The organism is Nonomuraea mangrovi (assembly GCF_042681425.1).
GTDB lineage: Bacteria > Actinomycetota > Actinomycetes > Streptosporangiales > Streptosporangiaceae > Nonomuraea > Nonomuraea mangrovi.
In genome coordinates, this window is record NZ_JBHUFV010000005.1 from 61562 (window position 1) to 79530 (window position 17969).

The window sequence follows — 17969 nt, forward strand, 5'->3', positions numbered from 1 at the left end:
CGATGATCAAGATGCCACCCCTGAATTGACCATCCCATCAGGTTCTCCCGAGGGGACCGTTGCCTTCAAGGCGACGGAGGAATCGGGAGCGGGAGGGCCGCCAAGGCCCGAGCGCGCCCTACCGGATGCGGCCACGAGGCGCACGCCGACGTGAACGCGGCCAAGAACGTTCTCAGGGCAGGGCTTGCCCTTCGCCAGGCTGCGGGAGCGGCTCGGCGAGAAGCCGCTCCCTTCAGGGAGCGGGGGAGTCACTATCCCTTCTTCCGCCAGTCGAGGCGTGGCGGGGGCGGACCGAGGTTCGGCGGCGGCTCGTCGGACTCGGCCGCCTGGTTCATGCCGAGCACCGCTTCGCGGACCTCTTCGAGCTCGCCCAGCGTCGTCTTGGGGAAGGTGAGGATCGCCGGGTTCGCGTCGGCCAGCCGTACCCGGCGGCCGTCGGCGGTGGCGTCGGTGACGATCACGGACGTCGTCGGCAGCTGCTGCAGCTGGTGCGGCTCGACGAGGAACTCGCGCGAGCGCTGCAGGACGCGCTCCTTCTCGCCGATCTTGTCGGCGGTCCTTCCCCACTCGGTGGACTCGGTGATGTCCTCCTTCAAGTCCGTACGGCTGTCGCCCCGCTCCTCCGCCCCCTCCTCCACCTGGTCGATGGTGGAGGTGTAGGGAGCGCCGTTGAGACCGGCCACGGACGCGCTGATCGTCTCGGTGAGCTGGGCCAGCTCCAGCCGGTGCTCGGTGCCGACGTGCTCGCTGGCCACGCGGGCGTCCTCGGCGTTGCCCAGACGCATGAACGCCACCGCGGCGTGCCCGCGCCCGAGCCGCTCGCGCACGGTCGGCGTCAGCGATCTGTAGGTCAGCACCAGCCCCGTCCGCGACGTCTCGCACGCGTCCATGAGCCGGTCGAGGACGTCGCCACGTAGCTTGTCGGCGCCCGCGACGATGATCGTGTGGTACCAGGGCCGGTCGGAGGCGGGCGACTGGCGCAGGATGTGGGTGAGCGCTGTGGCCACGTACGTGCCGAGCACGCGGTTGCCGAACACGCCCGCCTGCCGGTCCATGCTCACCACCCGCAGGCGGGCGGGCGGCAGCCGTACCGCCTCGGTGCCCAGGGTTTCGAGCTTGCGCAGCTGTGACTCCAGCGCCCACGCCCGCTCGATGACCACCCTGTCGCTGACCCCCCGCCCGAACATCGTGCCGATGCGTTCCAGCTGCTCGGCGGTGATGAGCCCGTACTTGAGGTCGTCACGCGGGTCACCCACCTGGGCCAGTGCCCGCAGCGCCGCCGTCACCTGGGCGATCGTCGCGTTCTCTCCGAGCACTTCGAGGACCCGCTCGAGGATCGCGTTGTCGAAGCTCAGATCGCGCGTCGTGCGGTGCTCCTCGCTCACGCTCACCACGTGCGCCAGCACGTCGGCGAACGCCTCGGGCTTCAGCGTCGCCCCCAGGTCGAGCTTGGGCAGGTCGACGGGCAGCACCCACACCAGCGGGTCGTCGCCGCCCCTGCGGGCCAGCTCGATCAGGTCCTTGGCGATCGCGCCCTCCGACAGGTCGAGCACGGTCAGGTGCCCGCCGCTGTAGAGGCGCGTCGCACCCAGCAGCGTCACCAGCGCCGACCAGCCGGGCAGCGTGCCGCCCGCCACGTCGACGCGGTCGATCTCGTCGGGTACGGCGACCGCGTACCAGGTCAGCTGCCTGTCGTAGCGGTCCTTGAGCTCCTGCCAGCCGCGGTAGCGCTCGGCGTGCTCCTCCTGCGCCCTGAACAGCTCCTTGTCACGTTCCTGCCGGAGCCGGTCGTCCCTGGCCTGCTGCTCCTGCACCCTGTAGCGGACCGCCCTGTCGCCCTGGAGCACGGCGTAGCTGCAGATGCCCGCGACTCCACCCGCCGCCGCCAGGCCGATGATCGCGAACGACCAGTTGAGCGCCCCCGCGATCGCGGCGGCCAGGATGACGACGGCCAGCACCGCCATGAACGTTCGAAAGATCTTGACGGGGCGGTTGAGCAGGTCCTCCTGCATCCGCTCCCTGCGCACCAGCTCGGGATCCGGCTTGGACTCCCGTGCCTGCTCCACGACGGGTGAGGGACGTTTGGGCGGCGATCCCGGATCTGGGTGCAGCAGGACGTACTGCCAGCCCAGGTAGATGCGATCCGCCTGCAGCTGCGCCTGCTCGGGATGCACGTCCGCCACGTGACCCTCCGGCCGCCCTATCTCGTTAGTAGGGCCCAAGCCTACGAGTTCGACGGCCGGTTACGGCAGGGTTCCCGGCAATTCAACCAGCAGATGGGAGGATTGCGGCGGATGGTACAGACGTGACCTATTACCATCGTTGCCCATGACGGAACCCTCCTCCGAGGACAACAGGCCACAACGCCCGATCCTGGTGCCCGCGGTGGGTTTGGTCCTGGCCACCGGACTGGGCATCACCGCCCTCCTCGGCGGCCTGAACGAGGCTCCCGACCCGAATCCGCCCGCGCTCAAGGTCGCCACAGAGATCGACCAGGGCCAGTTCAAGACCCGGTTCGTGGAGAGCAGGGTGACCACCGTGCAGCCCGACACCTCCTTCGGCGACCCGAAGCGCTTTCTCGAGGTGGAGGCGACGGTGACGAACGAGGGTGAGGAGACCGCCCACGCCGGCTCGGCCTTCCAGTCCACGCTGCTGAAGATCACTCCGGAGATCAAGCCGAAGTACGGCGTGATCACGATCGTGCCGACGCAGAGCGGCCCGAGCGAGCAGCTGCAGCCCGGCGTCCCGACCAAGGTCCTGGTCCGCTACGAGCTGGAGCCGGGCGTCGAGCCACCGGACAAGGTCACACTCGACGTGGGAACGCGGGCGTACTTGCAGGGCGACTGGAGCCCCGCCTACGGCTGGGTAACGCTCAACGAGGAGAAGGACGACAAGCAGGTTCCCGTCGTGCTGGGCCGGATCACGCTCCCCGTGAAGCCGGAGGCCAGGTCATGACTGCGACCGACCAGCGCAGGTCAGCGCCGTCGCGCCAGAACCGCCGAGCCTCTGGCAAGAGCGGCTCCAAGGTCCTCAATGCCGTCGTGGGCCTGGCACTGGCGTGCGGCGCGATCAGCCTGCAGACTTTGATGCTCACCTCCCATGAGCTCGATGCCCCGCTGACCTACACAGGCGCCGTCAAGGATGACGTCGATACCGGCCGTTTCTCCGCCAGGGTCGACGCGATCTCCTCCGCCCGTGCAGTCGACACCGGAGACAAGACGATCGAGGCGGGCAAGGGCCAAATCTTCCTCGTGGTTCATGCGGCGGCCACCGTGCCGAAGGAGCCGCTGCACCTGCAGCCCGCCGAGCTGCTCACCAGCGACGGCAAGCGCTTCTCCGCCACGGACCGGATCGAGAAATCGAAGACGCTGGCCAACCCGTGGATTCAACCGGGCTGGTGGGCGTCGGGCCTGTTCGTGTTCGAGGTGCCCGCCTCGGCCCTTCCCGGCGCCAGGGCGGTGTTCTCCATTCCCATCAGCGATCCTCACCGGCCGGAGATCGAGGTGGATCTCGGGCTGGACGACGTCGCGGCCCAACGACTCTTCACCACGCCCAAGGACGTCTACCCGCTGGGGGAAAAGCGATGAGCGACTGGTTCTCCCCCTCCTCTGGACAGCAGCGCCCCCGGCAGCCGCACCCTTCGCGGCCTCAGCGCCCTCAGCCGCAGCAACATCCCCACCCGCAGCGGCCCATCCACCCCGACCACCAGGTATGGCCACCTGTGCCGCCGACCCGCGAGCCGGCAGGCAGTTCGACGCAGCCGCTGCCCGCCGTGCCGAGTGCCGGGCCGCTGCCTCCGCGGCCAGCCCAGCCCTCTGGCAGGCCGCCCGCAGAGCCTTTCGAGCCACCGGCAGGGCCACCGTCGCATCAAACCGTAGACGTGGCCAGGACGCAGCCGCCTAAGCGTCCCCGCCTGCTGCTGCAGGGCGTGGGTGCGGTCGTGGCGCTCGCCGTGGCCGTCGGGGTGCCCACCTACGATCGCTACCTGAAGTTCAAGGACATTCAGCCCGAGCTCAGGACCCACACGGTCGAGGCCGGCCAGGAGATCACCTTCGAGCATGTCACGTGGAAGGTTGCCTACGGGACGATGGAAGCGCCCGCCGGCAGCAAGCACAACACACCCGACAAACAGTGGCTAAAGATCGATATCACGAGGAAGGCCGTCGACAAGGACGGCACGCAGCTGACCGGCCAGCCGAAGGCGTTGCTCAAGGATCGCGCAGGCAGAGCATGGCAGCTGGAGACGCTGGAGGATAAGGCGCCGGTCGACGGCCACGTCGTGGGCGAGAGTTACGTGATGACGAAGGTCGCCGTGGTCCCGTCGGCTGTGGCCAAGGAAGTGGAACTGGAGCTCCGCCCCAGTTTCTACCGCTCGGACACGCCGACCAAGGACCTCATGAAGCCCACAACCGAGGACGACAACGACGTCCTGAGATTCAGGCGTTGATCGCCTGACCACTGAGTCTGGCCCTGGTGGCCGCGATATCGAACGTTGCGGCCAGCAGGCACATCGTCAGCGTGGTCACCAGCAGGTTCTTGACGAAGGCAATCGGCTGGCCGATGACCAGCCACACGTAGGGCGTCTCCGGATCGATCAGGGTATGGACGCCCCTGTCGGCATAGTCGGCACCTAGGCGCAGGCCCACGTAGAGCACGCACATGAGACCGAAGAGCGGGGCGCCGCCCTTGATGGTCAGCCTGAAGGTGTTGACCAGGGGCACCCAGCGCTCGATGAAGCTGCCCGTCACACGGTTGAACGAGCGCTGGGTGACATCGTGCGACTGCTCCAGCCTGTCGACGCCCTCTTCCAGGCGCCGCACGCCGCGCACGGCCGTACGGGTGTCCTCGCTGAAGGCGCCGAAGACGAGGATGGCAATGGTGAGCCAGGTGAGCGGCACGAACAGGGCGTCCACGACGAGGGGCCAGATCTCGCTGACGATTCGCCAGAAGGATTCCCAACCCGGGACGTTGTCCTTGGCCTGCTTCCACAACTCACCAGAGCCGGCGACGACCCGCCGGTGCCCCACCCAGTCGGCCCGCAACGAGGCGAGGGTCAGGGTGGCGTTCAGGCCGAAGAAGAACAGCGCGAACTCCGACAGCGCCGATGCCACGCCCGCGGCCTTGCCCTCGCCGCGCTCGACCATGCGGTTGAAGAACCACTTGAGACCAATCGCCACGACCATCGCGCCCAGCGACACGCGCCAGTCAAGGTCAGACAGCCCTCGGCCGGCTGTGACCACAGCTTCCTTGCCCTCGGCCACGGCGGTGAAGATCGGCTGGAGGAAGTTCTCGTCCTGATTGTGCAGCCAGTCCAGATTCACAAAATCCATGGCGTCGCGTCTGACGAAGTTCCACGTCAGATAGATGGCCGCGAAGGCGGGAGCGATCCGGTCGAGGGCGGCCCAGAACCGTTCGGGCTCTCCTCCGCGGGCGGCGGTCTCCCAGAGCGCGCCGCGCAGGCTGTACAGCATGCCCGCGGTGGTCACCATGGCGAGCATGACGACGAGCGTCATCACCGCGACGGTCGCGACCAGGCGGGCCTGGCGGTAGTCGCCGTGGGAGATCTCGGTGCCCAGGTAGAGCAGGCCGAATCTGGCGGCCTCCCCCACGGAGAACCACATGATCAAGGGCAGCGCGCATGTGCCCGCAAGGCGTAGCGCGTGCAGGGGCAACGAGAACGGCGACGGCATCCGCTGGGCCGGCGTGGGCGCAGGTCGGGGTGGTGCCGCCACACCTGACGATCCTGACATCTGGTGAATCGTAGCGTCACAGGGTTAACGCCGGGAATGCGGCGCATGTAGTTGAGTGTTCAATCACCCATGAACGAGATCGAGCGCTACCGCTTCGCTGAGCGTCTCCTGGGGATGCGAGACCCGCTCGGCGCCCTGATGATGCTGGAGCCGCTGCTCGAGGAGCACAGCGACGACCACGGCGTGCAGCTGCTCACCGCGCGCGCCTACTACCACTCCGCCCAGCTGGGCAGGGCGAAGCAGGCCCTCGACGGGCTGTTGGAGCGCGACCCGAGCGACCACTACGCCCGCTTCCTGCTCGGCAGGACGCTGGAGCGCGCGAGCAGGCTGGACGAGGCGCTCCCGCACCTGCGCATGGCCGCCGCCATGCACGCCGACCCCGACTACCTGGACTCGGTCGGCAGGGTGGAACGCAAGCTGGCCGCCTGAGCCCGCCGTAGCAGCAGATGCATGAGGCCTCCCGCGACCAGGCCCCAGAAGGCGGAGCCGACACCGAGCCAGCTCACCCCCGAGGCGGTGACGGCGAAGGTGACGACGGCGCCCTCTCTGCCGCGGGACTCGAGGAAGGCCGAGGAGAGCGATGAGCCGAGCGCGCCGAACAGGGCGAGCCCGGCCACCGCCTCCACCAGGACCGGCGGTGACAGCAGGACGAAGGCGGCGGCCACGCTCGACAGCAGGCCGAGGCCGATCATCGAGACTCCCGCGGTGACCGAGGCGATCCAGCGGCGGGACGGGTCGGGCGAGGCCTCGGGCGAGGCGGCCAGCGCGGCGGTGATGGCGGCCAGGTTGACGGCGTGCCCGCCGAAGGGCGCGCCGAGCGCCGAGGCCGCCCCTGTCGCCAGCAGGACCCCGCGCAGCGGCGGACGGTAGCCGTAACCGGAAAGGACCGCCATTCCCGGCACGTTCTGGGCGGCCATCGTGACCAGGAACAGCGGCACGCCGATGCCGACCACCGCGGGCAGCGTGAAGACGGGAGCCGTCAGCTCCACCACCGGGGCCAGGCTGAGGTTCGACGGCGAGGCGGTGAGCGCGATGGCCGCCATCGCGGTGGCGAGCGCCCCCGGCACCGCCCACGTGCGGGCGAAGCGGTACAGCAGCGCCCAGACGACGACCACGGGCCCGGCCAGGTACGGCACGGCGACCATGGCCTGCACCGGCGCGAGGCAGAGTTTGAGCAGCACCCCCGCGAGCATCGCGGCGGCGATCGGGCCGGGGATCGCGGCGATGGCGCGGCCGAGCCACGGCACCAGTCCGGCCGCCATGATGAGCACCCCGCACACGACGAACGCGCCCACCGCCTCGGCGAACCGGCCGCCCGCGGTCAGCAGGAGCGCGGCGCCGGGAGTGGACCACGCGATGGCGATGGGCATCCGGTACCGCAGGCCCAGCACGACGGAGACGGCGCCGACGGCGACGCACAGCGCCATCAGACCGGAAGCGGCCTGCCGTTCGTCGGCGCCGACAGCGCGCAGTCCCGCAAGGACGACGGTGAACGAGCTGGCGAACCCCACTAATGCGGTCACGACTCCCGCGACGATCGGTTGCGTGCGTTCCATATACGGAACGCTACCAGATCGGGCAGGATGACCTCATGACAGCCGTGAACGGCGACCCGCGCGAGGTCGGCAGAAGGGTGCGCCGGCTGCGGCAGGAGCGGGGGATCTCGCTGTCCGAGCTCGCCAGGCGGGCAGGCGTGGGCAAGGCGACGCTCTCCGGCCTGGAGACCGGCACCCGCAACCCCACCCTCGACACGCTCTGGGCCATCACCGCGCAGCTCGGGGTGCCCATCGCGGCCGTCCTCGGCCCCCCGGACGACCATGTGACGGTGCGCGGAGCGGCGGTCGAGGCGACGCTGCTCGAGCTGTTCGAGGACGCAGGCGTCACCTACGAGCTCTACCGGATGCGGGTGCCGCCTGGCGCCACGCAGACCTCGCCCGCCCACCACGAGGGCGTGACCGAGCACATCACCGTCTTCACCGGCACGCTCAGCGCGGGCCCGCTCGACGCGCCCCTGCTGGCCGGGCCCGGCGGCTACCTCACGTGGCGCTCCGACGTGCCGCACGGCTACGCGGCCGTGGGCGAGGAGGAGGTCCTCGCCTCGCTGCTGATCCGCTACCCCGCGGCCACCAGCCGGCCGTCGTAGACCAGCCACAGCCCGCCGTCGGCACGCGCGCCGCGCATGCCCTCCGTGGCCTCCTCCCCCGCCAGGGCGGGCAGATCGGGCACGGCGAGGCTCGCGAACGCCACGGTCCTGCCGGGCCGCCACACGCCCGTCGCCACCAGCCGCGGCCCCATGCCCTTCCATCCCTCAGGCTCGTCGGCCACCACCCAGAGGTCTGGATGGCCCGCGACGAGCCTGCAGGCCGGACGCAGCCACGACGCCGCCTCCTGGGGCCACGACACGACCGCGCCGACGTGCCCGCCCACGGCCTCCCACGCCTCCACGAAGGCGCGCGCCCGGTCGGCGGAGGCCGCCGACCGGCCGTGCCCGACGTTGACCAGCAGGGGATGCTGCTGGCTCACCAGCCGCAGCACCCCGTTCAACTCCGCGTCCAGCCCCGCGCTCAGGTTCACCCTCGTCTTCACGCCGCCACCTCCCCCGGCCTGCACGTACGGCACGCGCGATAGCCCGCCGACTCCGCCTGCGCGATGCTGCGGAAGCCGTGCCGATGCCGAGGCGTGATGCGCCTGGCGTTGTGGCAGGTGGGGAAGCACACGATGCCCGTGGTGTCGCTGGCCAGGTAGAAGACCTTCTCCCCTGCCATCGTGCGCAGCCCGTCGAGGTCCACGCCCTCCTCCCGCAGCAGCCGCTCCTTGGCCTCGCCGCCGAACACGTAGTCGCCGACCACGCCGTCCGACCTGATCACCCTGTGGCAGGGGACGAGCAGCGGCACCGGGTTGCGCGCCAGCGCGGTGCCGACCGCGCGCACGGCTCCCGGCCTGCCGATCTGGCGGGCGATCCACCCGTAGGGCCGCACCTCGCCGCGCGGGATGCGCTGCGCCGTCGTCAGCACGTCACGCTGGAAGTCGCTCAGCTCCCGCAGGTCGAGCGGCAGACCCGCGGCCCTCCCCGTGCGAAGCGCGGGCATCAGGCCCGCGGGCGGGCGATCGCCCGGCAGCAACGGCCTGCCGAAGCGGGCCCTGAACTCCTCGGCGAAGCCGGCCAGATCCCCCGCGGCGGGATCCTCGTGCCGGCGCAGGAAGACGATGCCATGGTCGGTGCTGGCGACGGACACCTCGCCGAGCGGGCTCGGCACCCGCACCCAGCGGGCGGCGATCCTGTCGAGCAGCCCCGAGGGCGCGTCGGCGGAGAGTGCGGCGAGACCTGCGAGCAACGGATCCTGGTTCATCTGGCCATCTCCCTCAGACGCTTGAGCCCCCGCGACACATGCGACTTGACGGTGCCCTGCGGGAGGCCGAGCACCGTGGCCACCTCGCTGACCGGCAGGTCCACGACATGCCTGAGCACGACGGCGGCCCGCTGGTCCTCCGGCAGGAGGCGCAGCAGGTCGGCCAGCTCGCCGCCGGTCTCGCGGCGCTCGGCCGCCGCCTCCACGCCCTCGCCGGTGTCCGCCGTGTCCACCGGCTCCTCCAGCAGGTCGGGCGGTGGGTGGCGGACTCTGGACCGGACGCAGTTGCGCCACACGTTCATGAGGATCGTCATCAGCCACGGGCGCGGCTGCAACGCGGCGATGCGCGCGCGATCATAACCCGCCACCGCCCGGTAGGCGCGAAGGAACGCCTCCGCGGTCAGGTCCTCCGCGTCGGCCCACCGCCCGCTCAGCCGCAGCGCCGTGGAGAACACCAGGCCGCGATAGGCCCCGTAGAGCTCGGCGAAGCCGCCGTCGACGTCGTCGAGCAGCGCCTTCCGCACCGGGTCCAGGCAGTCGAGTTGGTTCACGTCCTCTATAACACCGAGATGCCCTGGATCGTTGCGGAATGACGAGAAGGGGGTCACGTCCCGCAGGACGTGACCCCCTTCGAGGTGTCTGGGCGCTCGGTCAGACCGCGACGGCGAGCTGGGCGACCTCACCCAGCTTGGCCTGGACGGCGACGTCCCTGGTGACCCCGCCGCCCGCGATGATGCGGACGGTCCAGTCGCCTGGAGCGGCGAAGAAACGGAAGATGCCCTCGTCGGACACCACGACCTCACCGGTGAACTCGCCCGAGTGGTCGAGCAGGCGCGCGTAGGCGGTACCCGCGCCGGTCACGACGCCCTGGATCACGGCCTGCGTCGACAGGTCGATCCCCGCGGGCAGCGCGACGGTCTGCTCCGGTGCGGCGCATCCCTGAGTCGAAACGGTCATTAGCGTGCCTCCCCCAGCTCGATCGGCACGCCCACGAGCGAGCCGTACTCGGTCCACGAACCGTCGTAGTTCTTCACGTTGGCCTGGTCGAGGATCTCGTGCAGCACGAACCACGTGTGCGCCGAGCGCTCCCCGATCCTGCAGTAGGCGATCGTGTCCTTGCCGAAGTCGACGCCCGCACCCGAGTACAGGTCCTTCAGCTCCGTGTCGGACCTGAACGTGCCGTCGTCGTTGGCCGCCTTCGACCACGGGATGTTGCGAGCCGTCGGCACGTGCCCCGCACGCTGCGCCTGCTCCTGCGGAAGATGCGCCGGAGCCAGCAGCTTGCCGGTGAACTCGTCGGGCGAGCGGACGTCGACCAGGTTGAGCTTGCCGATCGCCGCGACCACGTCATCGCGGAAGGCCCGGATGGCGGTGTCCTGCTCCTGCGCCGCGTACGTGGTCGCCGGACGCTCGGGAACCTCGGTCACCAGCTCACGCGAGTCCAGCTCCCACTTCTTGCGACCGCCGTCCAGCAGCTTGACGTTGGAGTGACCGTAGAGCTTGAAGTACCAGTACGCGTAGGCCGCGAACCAGTTGTTGTTACCCCCGTAGAGCACCACGAGGTCGTCGTTGGCGATACCGCGCTCCGACAGCAGCGCCTCGAAACCCGCCTTGTCGACGAAGTCACGACGGACGGGGTCCTGCAGATCGGCCTGCCAGTCGATCCTGACAGCGTTACGGATATGGCCCTTGGCGTAGGCGCTGGTGTCCTCGTCGACCTCGACGAGCACGACACCCGGGGAGTCGAGGTTGGCCTCGACCCAGTCAGCATCCACCAGGGCGGCGGAGCGGCTCATTGGTGAACCTCCATTGTGGCAGCGGGCAGTAGACGGCGAATCATCAAGTACATCTCGCAGCCGAGGCAGAAACCGAAGGCTGCGTTGAGGAAGGCGGCGAGGAGGGCCGCCGCCGTCGCCCCGAGGGCGAGTGGCGTGATCCCGGTGACGAATCCGATCAGCCCCGCGACCGCGAAGACCAGGCCGACCGCCTGCGCGAACCGCGGCGGGCGGGCGTCCTCCGTCTTCTTCGGCGGACTCTTGAAGAGCATCCTGTACGGCGAGCGGCCAGCCACACCGAGTGCGAACACCACGGCTTGGACGGCGAGCAGCCAGACGCTACCCGTCACCAGGACGAGAGCGAGGACGATTGTCGTGACAGCCGCACCGAGGCGCAGCACTCTGGGGTCGGCACGCATCGTGGGATGCTCCTGAAGGGTCGGATGGGGGCGGACCTGAATGTCCGCGCGAGACCGTCCTCAGGCAGCGCGACAGAGCGCGGTGGTCACGCGGCAGAAATCAACCGCGCGCCGCTTCGTCAGCAGCTCTGTCGTGGGGTTCATGGCGACGACATTACCTGTCGTCTCGCCGTCTGTCACATCTCGTCCGGGTCGTGAGACACGATCGGGCCCAGCGCCGCGATCACGTCGGCCTTCCTGGGCTGCCCCGATGCCTTCTTCACGACGTTTCCCGCCCTGTCGAGGACCAGGACGGTCGGCGTCCGCATGATGTCGAGCTCGCGCACCAGGTCGAGCCGCGACTCCGCGTCGATCTCCACGTGCCTGACCCCCGGCACGAGGCCGCTGACGTCCTCGAGAACCCGGCGTGTCGCCCTGCACGGCTGGCAGAACGCCGTCGAGAACTGCACCAGGGTGGCCCGCTCGCCCAGCTCCGCGCCGAGCGTGTCGGCCGTGAGCGTCTGCCCTGCTTCGCGCATGCGTCCGTCGCGGCGCAGCTTCACCACCCCGATCACCGTGCCGAGCGCCAGCGTCGCCAGCACCACCCACCAGCCTGTCATCGCCTGGTGCAACCGCGGCGGCGCGGTGATTCTTCCCTACTTGGCGTTCACCGTGACGAGAAGCCTGCCGGCGTCGTTCCTGATCTCGAAGGCACGGATGGACGCCTGGGGGGTGCGGCTCTCCACGGGGAAGACGGCGGCGCCCTCCTCGTAATGGTTCACGGTGACCTTCCACGGCCTGGTGAACTCGCGCCCGCCGCCCTTGCTCACCACGACCAGCGTGCACTCGGTGCCCGCGGGCACCCCGCCGACCTGCACCTGGAGCGGCATGCCCGGCGTCACGGTCACCATGGCGACGACCTTGCCGTCAGCCGAGTGGCCCCTGAAGGCCGTGCCCTGCGCCTTGAGCGTCATCGCGTCGGACTCGGACGGCTTGGGGGCCGGGGTCGCCGACGGCATGTCGGCGGCGACGCTTGGCTCCTCCTTGGCCAAGGCCTCGGGCTCCTGCGAGGCCTTGCGTTCCGGCGCGGCATCGGGCGCCTTGGTGGCCTCGGGCGCTGCGCCCTGGCCGGCGTCGCCCGCGGAGTCCGCGGCCGGGGCCGAAACCGTGGCCGTCAACTCCTGATGGGTAGTGGTCCAGACCGTGCCGCCCACCGCCAGCACCGCGACCGAGGCCGCGACCGCCAGCAGGATCCGCCCGCGCCTGTGGCGCTTCACGCGGTCGTTCAGCAGCCGGTCGAGCACCTCACGAGGAGGGCGGGCGACCAGCTCCACGTCCCTCTCCGACACCTTCGCCAGGAACGAGGACACCCCTTCGAGCTCCATCAGCTCGTCGGTGCACCCCTCGCACGAGGCCAGGTGCACCTCGATCTCCAGCGCCTCCTCGGGATCGAGTGCCCCGAGCGTGTAGGCGCCGAGCGACAGCCGTACCTCCTCGCACGTCATCACGGCGCCAGCCCCCGCTCTTCCAGGGCGAGCTTCAGCGCCCGCAGCGCGTAGTAGGTCCGTGACTTGACCGTTCCAGCAGGGATGCCGAGCGTCTCCGACGCCTCCTTCACCGATCGCCCCCGATAGTAGACCTCCAGCAGCACCTCACGATGCTCGGGCCGCAGCGCGGCCAGCGCCTCCGCCACCGCCCACGACTCGACCGCCTTCTCGAGCTCGTCGTCGGCGGGGATGACGGCGAGTGCCTCGTCGCCCGTCTCCTGGGGCCTGGCCTTCCTCGCGCGGTGCTGGTCGACGACGAGGTTGCGAGCCACTGTGAACAGCCACGCCCTGATCGGGCGTCCAGAGACCGCCTCGGGATGCCGCCACGCCCGCAGCAGCGTCTCCTGCACGACATCCTCCGCTCGGCCCGGGTCCCCGGTCAGTCGCAGTACGTAACCGTAGAGCGGCCCCGCGTGCTCGTCGAAGAGGGTTCTGACGAGTTCCTCGTCGGCAGTGCCTGCTGGGCTCACCTCCTCATCACGTACGGTGCGCCGTACCGGTTCAAAGTCAGCCACGGAGAGGTACGTCACTTGCCTCGGCGGTGATCTCCAGCCCGGCCGGGACGGTCTTCACTTCCGTCACCTTCACGTCGAACGGGAGTTTGCCCTTGAACGGGATCGTGTAGCCCAGCATGCCCGCGGCCTTGGACGGGATGCCGTTGACCTTCTCCGCGGTCACCCTGATGCCGCCTTCGACGACCTCGACCCGCATCTCGGCGTCGAACTTCACCTTGGTGAGGCCGAGGTTGACCTCGCCCGAGGCGGTCAGCCTGTCGCCGGTCCCGCCGATCTTCACCCCGCGTGGCGCGAACCTGTCCACGGTGGACCTCGACAGGGTGCCCTGGACGTGCACCCGGCCCGCGACGATCTGGGCCCTGTTCTGGATGACGTCGGCGAGCGGTGCCGTCACGTCGTAGGCGGCGCCCCGAAGGTTCTCCACCTTCACAGTGTTGTAGGTCAGCGTGCCCAGGTCGAAGCGGACCTCCGGATAGCGGCCCGCGATCGCCTGCGTGAGGAACGGGATGCCCTCGATCGTCACGGTCGGCGTGCCTGACAGGTCGGAGGCGGCGGCGATCCTGGTGGCGATGTCGCGTTGCACCCCTGACACCGCCACCCTGTCCACGGCTACGAGAAGAACGATCAGCACGATCAGGAAGATGATCAGCTTGCGCATCGGGCTCCTTCGGGGGCGGTGCCTGGCGCTACCCTATCCTCCGGCAAAGGGGGGAAGGATCTCTACAACCGCCCCTTCGGGCAGGATCACCGAGGAATGCTCCCGTTTGCCGACGGGGTCACCGTTCACCAGGAATGACGAGCGGCGCACGACTCTCGCGAGCTCCTCCCGATTCCCTGTGATTTTCATCATGAGCTGGTCCAGCGTGTCGGCCTCGAAAACCTCCTCCGCCACACCCGCCGCTTCCTTCGCCGCGGCCCAATAGCGAACTTTTCCCGTGGCCATGGCCACCTCACAATCAATTCCGTTCCATTGTGCGGGTTCGTTAACGAAGATGTTTCATGTGAACGCCTGTTCACCAGGTGGACGCGACCGAGACGCTTCATTCACGTGGGTTATCCTCACGTACGACGGGATCCGGGCGACGTAGCCCCCGGATCCCACACGTGTTTGTACGGCACACCACGGTCGGCAGACGCGTATGCCCTACCGGAGGAGTCGTAATGAGCAACCTGCTCCTGCTGACCAACGCTCTCGAACCGTCCGCCGAGGTGCTGCCTGCGCTGGGTCTTCTGCTGCACTCCGTCCGTGTCGCGCCGGCCGAGGCCTCCGCGCTCATCGACGCGCCACCGGCCGACGCCGTGCTCGTGGACGCGAGACGCGAACTGGTCCACGCCAAGAGCCTGTGCAGGTTGATCCGCACCACGGGCATCGACTGCCCGCTCCTGGTGATCGTCACCGAGGGCGGTCTGGCGGGCATGACCGCCGAGTGGGGTGTCGACGACGTCCTGCTCGACAGCGCGGGCCCCGCCGAGGTGGAGGCCCGCCTGCGCATGGCCACGGGACGGCTGTCCATGGCGGGGGCGGAGGAGGTCCCCGACGAGATCCGCAGCGGCGACCTGTCCATCGACGAGGCCACCTACACCGCCAGGCTGCGGGGGCGCGCCCTCGACCTGACGTTCAAGGAGTTCGAGCTGCTGAAGTACCTCGCGCAGCACCCGGGCAGGGTCTTCACCAGGGCCCAGCTGCTGCAGGAGGTGTGGGGGTACGACTACTTCGGCGGCACGCGGACCGTGGACGTGCACGTGCGGCGGCTGCGGGCGAAGCTGGGGCCCGAGTACGAGTCGCTGATCGGCACCGTGCGCAACGTCGGGTACCGCTTCGTGCCCGACCGGGGTGTCGCCGACGCCGACAGCCCCGCCCACGTCTGACCCTGGCCCCTTCCCTATCCGAGGGTGACGCTCTCCAGCGTCACCAGTCGCATCCCCGTAGCGGTCTGAACGGCCTGGGCGATCTCCACGCAGGCCGGCTCCGCGACCCCGACCGTCAGCCCGGCCCGCTCGTCACACCAGGCGGCGATCCGCTCCGCCGTCGTCACGTGGCTCGCGAAGTGCGCCAGGCTGACGTACGCCGCCGCCCCATCGCCTGGAGCCCTCCACAGGGGGACGGTCGAACGTGGTCCCCCTGTGGAGCAGCGCCGACCGGCCCTGCGCGGCGAACGCCGGGAAGCTCCGCATCAGTCGCGCAGGTCGGATTCGAGCAAGCCCATGATGATCGTGTCGTACCACTTGCCGTCGCGGCGGAAGGCCTCGCGGGCCCTGCCCTCCTCGACGAAGCCGACCTTCTCGTAGACCCGTCGCGCGCCGTCGTTGGCCTCCACCACCCACAGCGTGATCCTGTGCAGGCGCATCTTGTCGAACCCGTACCTGCAGACCAGCCGCATGGCCTCGGTGGCGTAGCCGCGGCCCCACGTGTCCTTCTCGCCGAGGTAGATGTCGAGTTCGGCGTCCCCGGTCTCCGGCTCGGCGCCGCTGAGCCGTACCAGGCCGATCAGCCTGCCCTCGTCGAGGATCTCCACCCCGAGCAGCACGTTCTCGTAGGAGTTGCGGTCACGGGCCTCGTGACGGGCGACGGTCTGGGCGAGGGACTCGGGGTAGCCGTCGTGCAGCCAGCGCATCACGTCAGGGTCGCTGTTCCAGCGCCAGAGCGCCTCGGCGTCGCCGGGCTCCATGGGTCGCAGCCGGATGCGGGTTCCGATGAGCATGGGCGGTAGACGATCAGATCGGACCAAGGGCCCGCAACCGAATAAACCGGGCGGGCCCTTGGCGGGGTGCGAAGGTCAGTCCACGACCGTGATGCGGTTGGTCGCGGGCGGGGCGACGGGGCTGTGCCTGCCCAGGTAGTCGACGAAGGCGTCGATGTCCAGCGGGCCGCTCCACAGGTCCGTGCCGTTCTTGAACTCGGCGAAGGCGTCACCGCCGCCGACGAGGAAGTTGTTCACCGCGACGCGGATCGACTGGCCGTCGGTCACCGCGACGCCGTCGATCTTCATGTTCGACACCTTGGAGCCCCACGGGGCGCTCCTGCTGTAGGTGTAGGTGAAGTTCGCCGACGGCTGGAGGATCTTGGTGAACGCCTGGTTGTTGGGCCCACCGACGAACTGCTGCTCCAGAGCGGTCTTGAGCTGCGCGCCGGTCAGCGTGATCACCTGGGTGAGGTTGTTGAACGGCTGCACGGTGAACGCCTCGCCGTACGTCACCACCCCGTCGCCCTCGCCCGCGGGCGAGCTCGGGTAGTTGAGGGGCGCGCGCACGCCACCGGGGTTCATGAACGCGATCTGCGCGTTGCCCCCGGTCTTCGTGGCCTCCAGCTGGCTGTCGGCGATCAGGTTGCCGAGCGGCAGCTCGCCCGAAGGAGCGGCGGTGGTGCCGATCTCCGCGCTGATCGTGCCGACCTGCTTGTTCGCGATCGCCGCGCTGGCGTCCTTCCACTTCTTCACCGTGGCCGCGACCTCCGCGTCCTCGGTGACGTCGCGGGTGACGACGTGGTTGCCCGCGACGACGGAGGATCGGACGACGTCACCCGAGCGCCTGTCGACCTGGAAGTCGATCTGGGTGACGACACGGCCGAAGGAGGAGCCCTGCGTGTAGACGCGCGGCTGGCCCGCCGGGTCGTTGGCCTTGCAGATGTAGGCCTGGTGGGAGTGACCGCTGACGATCATGTCGATCTGCGGGTCGAGGCCTTTGGCGATGCGCGAGCCGTTGCCGGGGGTCACCGAGCAGGCGCTCGGGTCCTGGTTCGGGGTGATCTGGTCGCCCTCGTGCACGAGCACGACCTGCGCCTTGACGCCGACGCGGGCCAGCAGCCTGGACACCTTGTTGGCCGCGGCGACCTCCTCGGTGAACTTCAGGCCCTGGATGCCGCTGGACGAGACGATCGTCGGGGTCGTGGCCGTCACCAGCCCGATGAAGCCGACCTTGACGCCGTTGATCCGCTTGATGAAGTACGGCGGGAGCGCGTACCTGTCGTTGCGCTCCTTCAGCACGTTCGCGCCGAGGAAGTCGAAGTCGGTGCCGCGCCACCTGCCGTCGGGAGAGCAGCCGTCCACCGGGTGGCAGCCGCCCTTCATCAGGCGCTGAAGCTCGGCGTAGCCCTCGTCGAACTCGTGGTTGCCCGCGGAGGACGCCTTCAGCCCCATCTGGCCGAGCACCTGCAGGGTCGGCTCGTCGTGGTAGGCGGCCGAGATCAGCGGCGAGGCGCCGATCAGGTCACCGGCCGCCACCAGCATGGTGTTGCGGTCGGTGCGCTGCTCGACGTGCGCGGCCAGGTAGGCGGCGCCTCCTGCGATGGAGTACTTGCCGCCGACGATGCCGGTCAGCTTGCCGTCGGCGTCGACCAGCGGCCCGTTGGGGTCGAGGATGCGGCTGCTGGACCCGCTCGGCGGCTCGAGGTTGCCGTGGAGGTCATTGATCGTCAGCAGGCGGACGGGAACCGTCCGCTCGGGCCTGGCCGCGTCGGCGGGCCCCGCCACGAGCGCTAACCCGCCCAGGCCGATGGCCCCCGCGACGACAAGCGGGAGGAAAGAGCGAGAGGTCATGCCTGCAGACGTTACGGCGGCAAACTATGCAGCAGACGTCTGAAAGGTAACGATTCATCGGACCCCCACATGGCGTTATTTGCCAGTCGGCCGCCTAGA

At 69.5% G+C, this 17969-nt stretch carries 23 protein-coding genes; 6 read left to right on the plus strand and 17 right to left on the minus strand.

Annotation, left to right across the window (positions count from 1 at the left end):
• Positions 1-251: 251 nt before the first annotated feature.
• Positions 252-2183 (minus strand): hypothetical protein, encoded by a 1932-nt coding sequence (locus tag ACFSKW_RS04420; RefSeq protein ID WP_379569385.1) that lies wholly within the window; start codon positions 2181-2183, stop codon positions 252-254.
• A gap of 145 nt (positions 2184-2328) precedes the next feature.
• Between ACFSKW_RS04420 and ACFSKW_RS04425 the strand changes: the two genes are divergently transcribed.
• The 3 genes from ACFSKW_RS04425 to ACFSKW_RS04435 all read left to right on the plus strand — a co-directional run bounded on the left by ACFSKW_RS04425 (position 2329) and on the right by ACFSKW_RS04435 (position 4447).
• On the plus strand, positions 2329-2955 hold the full coding sequence (locus tag ACFSKW_RS04425) for a hypothetical protein (RefSeq protein ID WP_379569387.1): 627 nt from the start codon (positions 2329-2331) through the stop codon (positions 2953-2955).
• Positions 2952-3587 carry a hypothetical protein gene (locus tag ACFSKW_RS04430; protein ID WP_379569389.1) on the plus strand — a complete coding sequence of 212 codons (636 nt, stop codon included), beginning with the start codon at positions 2952-2954 and terminating at the stop codon, positions 3585-3587. The genes ACFSKW_RS04425 and ACFSKW_RS04430 overlap by 4 nt, the downstream gene beginning before the upstream one ends.
• A 293-nt stretch (positions 3588-3880) precedes the next feature.
• On the plus strand, positions 3881-4447 hold the full coding sequence (locus ACFSKW_RS04435; RefSeq protein ID WP_379569391.1) for a hypothetical protein: 567 nt from the start codon (positions 3881-3883) through the stop codon (positions 4445-4447).
• Here the strand turns inward: ACFSKW_RS04435 and ACFSKW_RS04440 are convergent.
• Entirely contained in the window at positions 4437-5750 is a 1314-nt protein-coding gene (locus ACFSKW_RS04440; RefSeq protein ID WP_379569393.1) for a hypothetical protein, read from the minus strand. The genes ACFSKW_RS04435 and ACFSKW_RS04440 overlap by 11 nt on opposite strands.
• A 69-nt stretch (positions 5751-5819) precedes the next feature.
• Here ACFSKW_RS04440 and ACFSKW_RS04445 point away from each other — a divergent pair, with 69 nt between their 5' ends.
• Entirely contained in the window at positions 5820-6179 is a 360-nt protein-coding gene (locus ACFSKW_RS04445) for a tetratricopeptide repeat protein (protein WP_379569395.1), read from the plus strand.
• On the opposite strand, the gene ACFSKW_RS04450 is transcribed toward ACFSKW_RS04445, so the two are convergent.
• Complete coding sequence (locus ACFSKW_RS04450) at positions 6134-7306, minus strand: benzoate/H(+) symporter BenE family transporter (protein ID WP_379569397.1); 1173 nt, start codon at positions 7304-7306, stop codon at positions 6134-6136. The two genes, ACFSKW_RS04445 and ACFSKW_RS04450, sit on opposite strands and share 46 nt — an antisense overlap.
• Before the next feature lie 35 nt (positions 7307-7341).
• Between ACFSKW_RS04450 and ACFSKW_RS04455 the strand changes: the two genes are divergently transcribed.
• On the plus strand, positions 7342-7893 hold the full coding sequence (locus ACFSKW_RS04455; RefSeq protein WP_379569399.1) for a helix-turn-helix domain-containing protein: 552 nt from the start codon (positions 7342-7344) through the stop codon (positions 7891-7893).
• On the opposite strand, the gene ACFSKW_RS04460 is transcribed toward ACFSKW_RS04455, so the two are convergent.
• The 11 genes from ACFSKW_RS04460 to ACFSKW_RS04510 all read right to left on the minus strand — a co-directional run bounded on the left by ACFSKW_RS04460 (position 7863) and on the right by ACFSKW_RS04510 (position 14278).
• The gene (locus ACFSKW_RS04460; protein WP_379569401.1) at positions 7863-8336 is read right to left on the minus strand and encodes a type 1 periplasmic-binding domain-containing protein; all 474 of its coding nucleotides are present in this window, start codon (positions 8334-8336) and stop codon (positions 7863-7865) included. The genes ACFSKW_RS04455 and ACFSKW_RS04460 overlap by 31 nt on opposite strands.
• Entirely contained in the window at positions 8333-9100 is a 768-nt protein-coding gene (locus ACFSKW_RS04465; protein WP_379569403.1) for a methylated-DNA--[protein]-cysteine S-methyltransferase, read from the minus strand. Before ACFSKW_RS04465 ends, ACFSKW_RS04460 begins: the two co-directional genes overlap by 4 nt.
• On the minus strand, positions 9097-9651 hold the full coding sequence (locus ACFSKW_RS04470; RefSeq protein ID WP_379569405.1) for an RNA polymerase sigma factor: 555 nt from the start codon (positions 9649-9651) through the stop codon (positions 9097-9099). The genes ACFSKW_RS04465 and ACFSKW_RS04470 overlap by 4 nt, the downstream gene beginning before the upstream one ends.
• Positions 9652-9751: 100 nt before the next feature.
• On the minus strand, positions 9752-10057 hold the full coding sequence (locus tag ACFSKW_RS04475; protein WP_358144273.1) for a DUF1416 domain-containing protein: 306 nt from the start codon (positions 10055-10057) through the stop codon (positions 9752-9754).
• On the minus strand, positions 10057-10896 hold the full coding sequence (locus ACFSKW_RS04480; RefSeq protein ID WP_379569408.1) for a sulfurtransferase: 840 nt from the start codon (positions 10894-10896) through the stop codon (positions 10057-10059). The genes ACFSKW_RS04475 and ACFSKW_RS04480 overlap by 1 nt, the downstream gene beginning before the upstream one ends.
• Complete coding sequence (locus tag ACFSKW_RS04485) at positions 10893-11294, minus strand: DUF4395 domain-containing protein (RefSeq protein WP_379569410.1); 402 nt, start codon at positions 11292-11294, stop codon at positions 10893-10895. Before ACFSKW_RS04485 ends, ACFSKW_RS04480 begins: the two co-directional genes overlap by 4 nt.
• 176 nt (positions 11295-11470) lie before the next feature.
• A complete protein-coding gene (locus ACFSKW_RS04490) occupies positions 11471-11893 on the minus strand; it encodes a TlpA family protein disulfide reductase (RefSeq protein WP_379569412.1) in 423 nt (140 codons plus the stop codon).
• 36 nt (positions 11894-11929) lie between these two features.
• Positions 11930-12778, minus strand: coding sequence for an anti-sigma factor family protein (locus ACFSKW_RS04495; protein WP_379569414.1), 849 nt, complete (start codon positions 12776-12778; stop codon positions 11930-11932).
• A complete protein-coding gene (locus ACFSKW_RS04500; protein ID WP_431899355.1) occupies positions 12778-13335 on the minus strand; it encodes a sigma-70 family RNA polymerase sigma factor in 558 nt (185 codons plus the stop codon). The genes ACFSKW_RS04495 and ACFSKW_RS04500 overlap by 1 nt, the downstream gene beginning before the upstream one ends.
• Entirely contained in the window at positions 13328-13993 is a 666-nt protein-coding gene (locus tag ACFSKW_RS04505) for an LmeA family phospholipid-binding protein (protein WP_379569416.1), read from the minus strand. Before ACFSKW_RS04505 ends, ACFSKW_RS04500 begins: the two co-directional genes overlap by 8 nt.
• 33 nt (positions 13994-14026) lie before the next feature.
• Positions 14027-14278: a MoaD/ThiS family protein gene (locus ACFSKW_RS04510; RefSeq protein WP_379569418.1), complete on the minus strand. Its 252-nt coding sequence runs from the start codon at positions 14276-14278 to the stop codon at positions 14027-14029.
• A 218-nt stretch (positions 14279-14496) separates the two neighbouring features.
• On the opposite strand from ACFSKW_RS04510, the gene ACFSKW_RS04515 reads away from it, so the two are divergent.
• Complete coding sequence (locus ACFSKW_RS04515) at positions 14497-15204, plus strand: response regulator transcription factor (protein ID WP_379569420.1); 708 nt, start codon at positions 14497-14499, stop codon at positions 15202-15204.
• Between the two features lie 14 nt (positions 15205-15218).
• On the opposite strand, the gene ACFSKW_RS04520 is transcribed toward ACFSKW_RS04515, so the two are convergent.
• The 3 genes from ACFSKW_RS04520 to ACFSKW_RS04530 form a co-directional block, all read right to left on the minus strand.
• On the minus strand, positions 15219-15371 hold the full coding sequence (locus ACFSKW_RS04520) for a hypothetical protein (RefSeq protein ID WP_379569422.1): 153 nt from the start codon (positions 15369-15371) through the stop codon (positions 15219-15221).
• A 138-nt stretch (positions 15372-15509) separates the two neighbouring features.
• A complete protein-coding gene (locus ACFSKW_RS04525) occupies positions 15510-16037 on the minus strand; it encodes a GNAT family N-acetyltransferase (protein WP_379569424.1) in 528 nt (175 codons plus the stop codon).
• A 75-nt stretch (positions 16038-16112) separates the two neighbouring features.
• Positions 16113-17870 carry a bifunctional metallophosphatase/5'-nucleotidase gene (locus ACFSKW_RS04530; protein ID WP_379569426.1) on the minus strand — a complete coding sequence of 586 codons (1758 nt, stop codon included), beginning with the start codon at positions 17868-17870 and terminating at the stop codon, positions 16113-16115.
• Between the last annotated feature and the right edge of the window lie 99 nt (positions 17871-17969).

Bases quoted from the DNA above. Each gene is read 5' to 3' on its own strand.
- ACFSKW_RS04430 (WP_379569389.1), top strand. From the start codon at position 2,952: ATGACTGCGACCGACCAGCGCAGGTCAGCGCCGTCGCGCCAGAACCGC.
- ACFSKW_RS04480 (WP_379569408.1), bottom strand. From the start codon at position 10,896: ATGAGCCGCTCCGCCGCCCTGGTGGATGCTGACTGGGTCGAGGCCAAC.
- ACFSKW_RS04530 (WP_379569426.1), bottom strand. From the start codon at position 17,870: ATGACCTCTCGCTCTTTCCTCCCGCTTGTCGTCGCGGGGGCCATCGGC.
- ACFSKW_RS04525 (WP_379569424.1), bottom strand. From the start codon at position 16,037: ATGCTCATCGGAACCCGCATCCGGCTGCGACCCATGGAGCCCGGCGAC.
- ACFSKW_RS04445 (WP_379569395.1), top strand. From the start codon at position 5,820: ATGAACGAGATCGAGCGCTACCGCTTCGCTGAGCGTCTCCTGGGGATG.
- ACFSKW_RS04450 (WP_379569397.1), bottom strand. From the start codon at position 7,306: ATGGAACGCACGCAACCGATCGTCGCGGGAGTCGTGACCGCATTAGTG.
- ACFSKW_RS04425 (WP_379569387.1), top strand. From the start codon at position 2,329: ATGACGGAACCCTCCTCCGAGGACAACAGGCCACAACGCCCGATCCTG.
- ACFSKW_RS04490 (WP_379569412.1), bottom strand. From the start codon at position 11,893: ATGACAGGCTGGTGGGTGGTGCTGGCGACGCTGGCGCTCGGCACGGTG.
- ACFSKW_RS04455 (WP_379569399.1), top strand. From the start codon at position 7,342: ATGACAGCCGTGAACGGCGACCCGCGCGAGGTCGGCAGAAGGGTGCGC.
- ACFSKW_RS04510 (WP_379569418.1), bottom strand. From the start codon at position 14,278: ATGGCCACGGGAAAAGTTCGCTATTGGGCCGCGGCGAAGGAAGCGGCG.
- ACFSKW_RS04505 (WP_379569416.1), bottom strand. From the start codon at position 13,993: ATGCGCAAGCTGATCATCTTCCTGATCGTGCTGATCGTTCTTCTCGTA.
- ACFSKW_RS04465 (WP_379569403.1), bottom strand. From the start codon at position 9,100: ATGAACCAGGATCCGTTGCTCGCAGGTCTCGCCGCACTCTCCGCCGAC.
- ACFSKW_RS04475 (WP_358144273.1), bottom strand. From the start codon at position 10,057: ATGACCGTTTCGACTCAGGGATGCGCCGCACCGGAGCAGACCGTCGCG.
- ACFSKW_RS04495 (WP_379569414.1), bottom strand. From the start codon at position 12,778: ATGACGTGCGAGGAGGTACGGCTGTCGCTCGGCGCCTACACGCTCGGG.
- ACFSKW_RS04440 (WP_379569393.1), bottom strand. From the start codon at position 5,750: ATGTCAGGATCGTCAGGTGTGGCGGCACCACCCCGACCTGCGCCCACG.
- ACFSKW_RS04485 (WP_379569410.1), bottom strand. From the start codon at position 11,294: ATGCGTGCCGACCCCAGAGTGCTGCGCCTCGGTGCGGCTGTCACGACA.
- ACFSKW_RS04515 (WP_379569420.1), top strand. From the start codon at position 14,497: ATGAGCAACCTGCTCCTGCTGACCAACGCTCTCGAACCGTCCGCCGAG.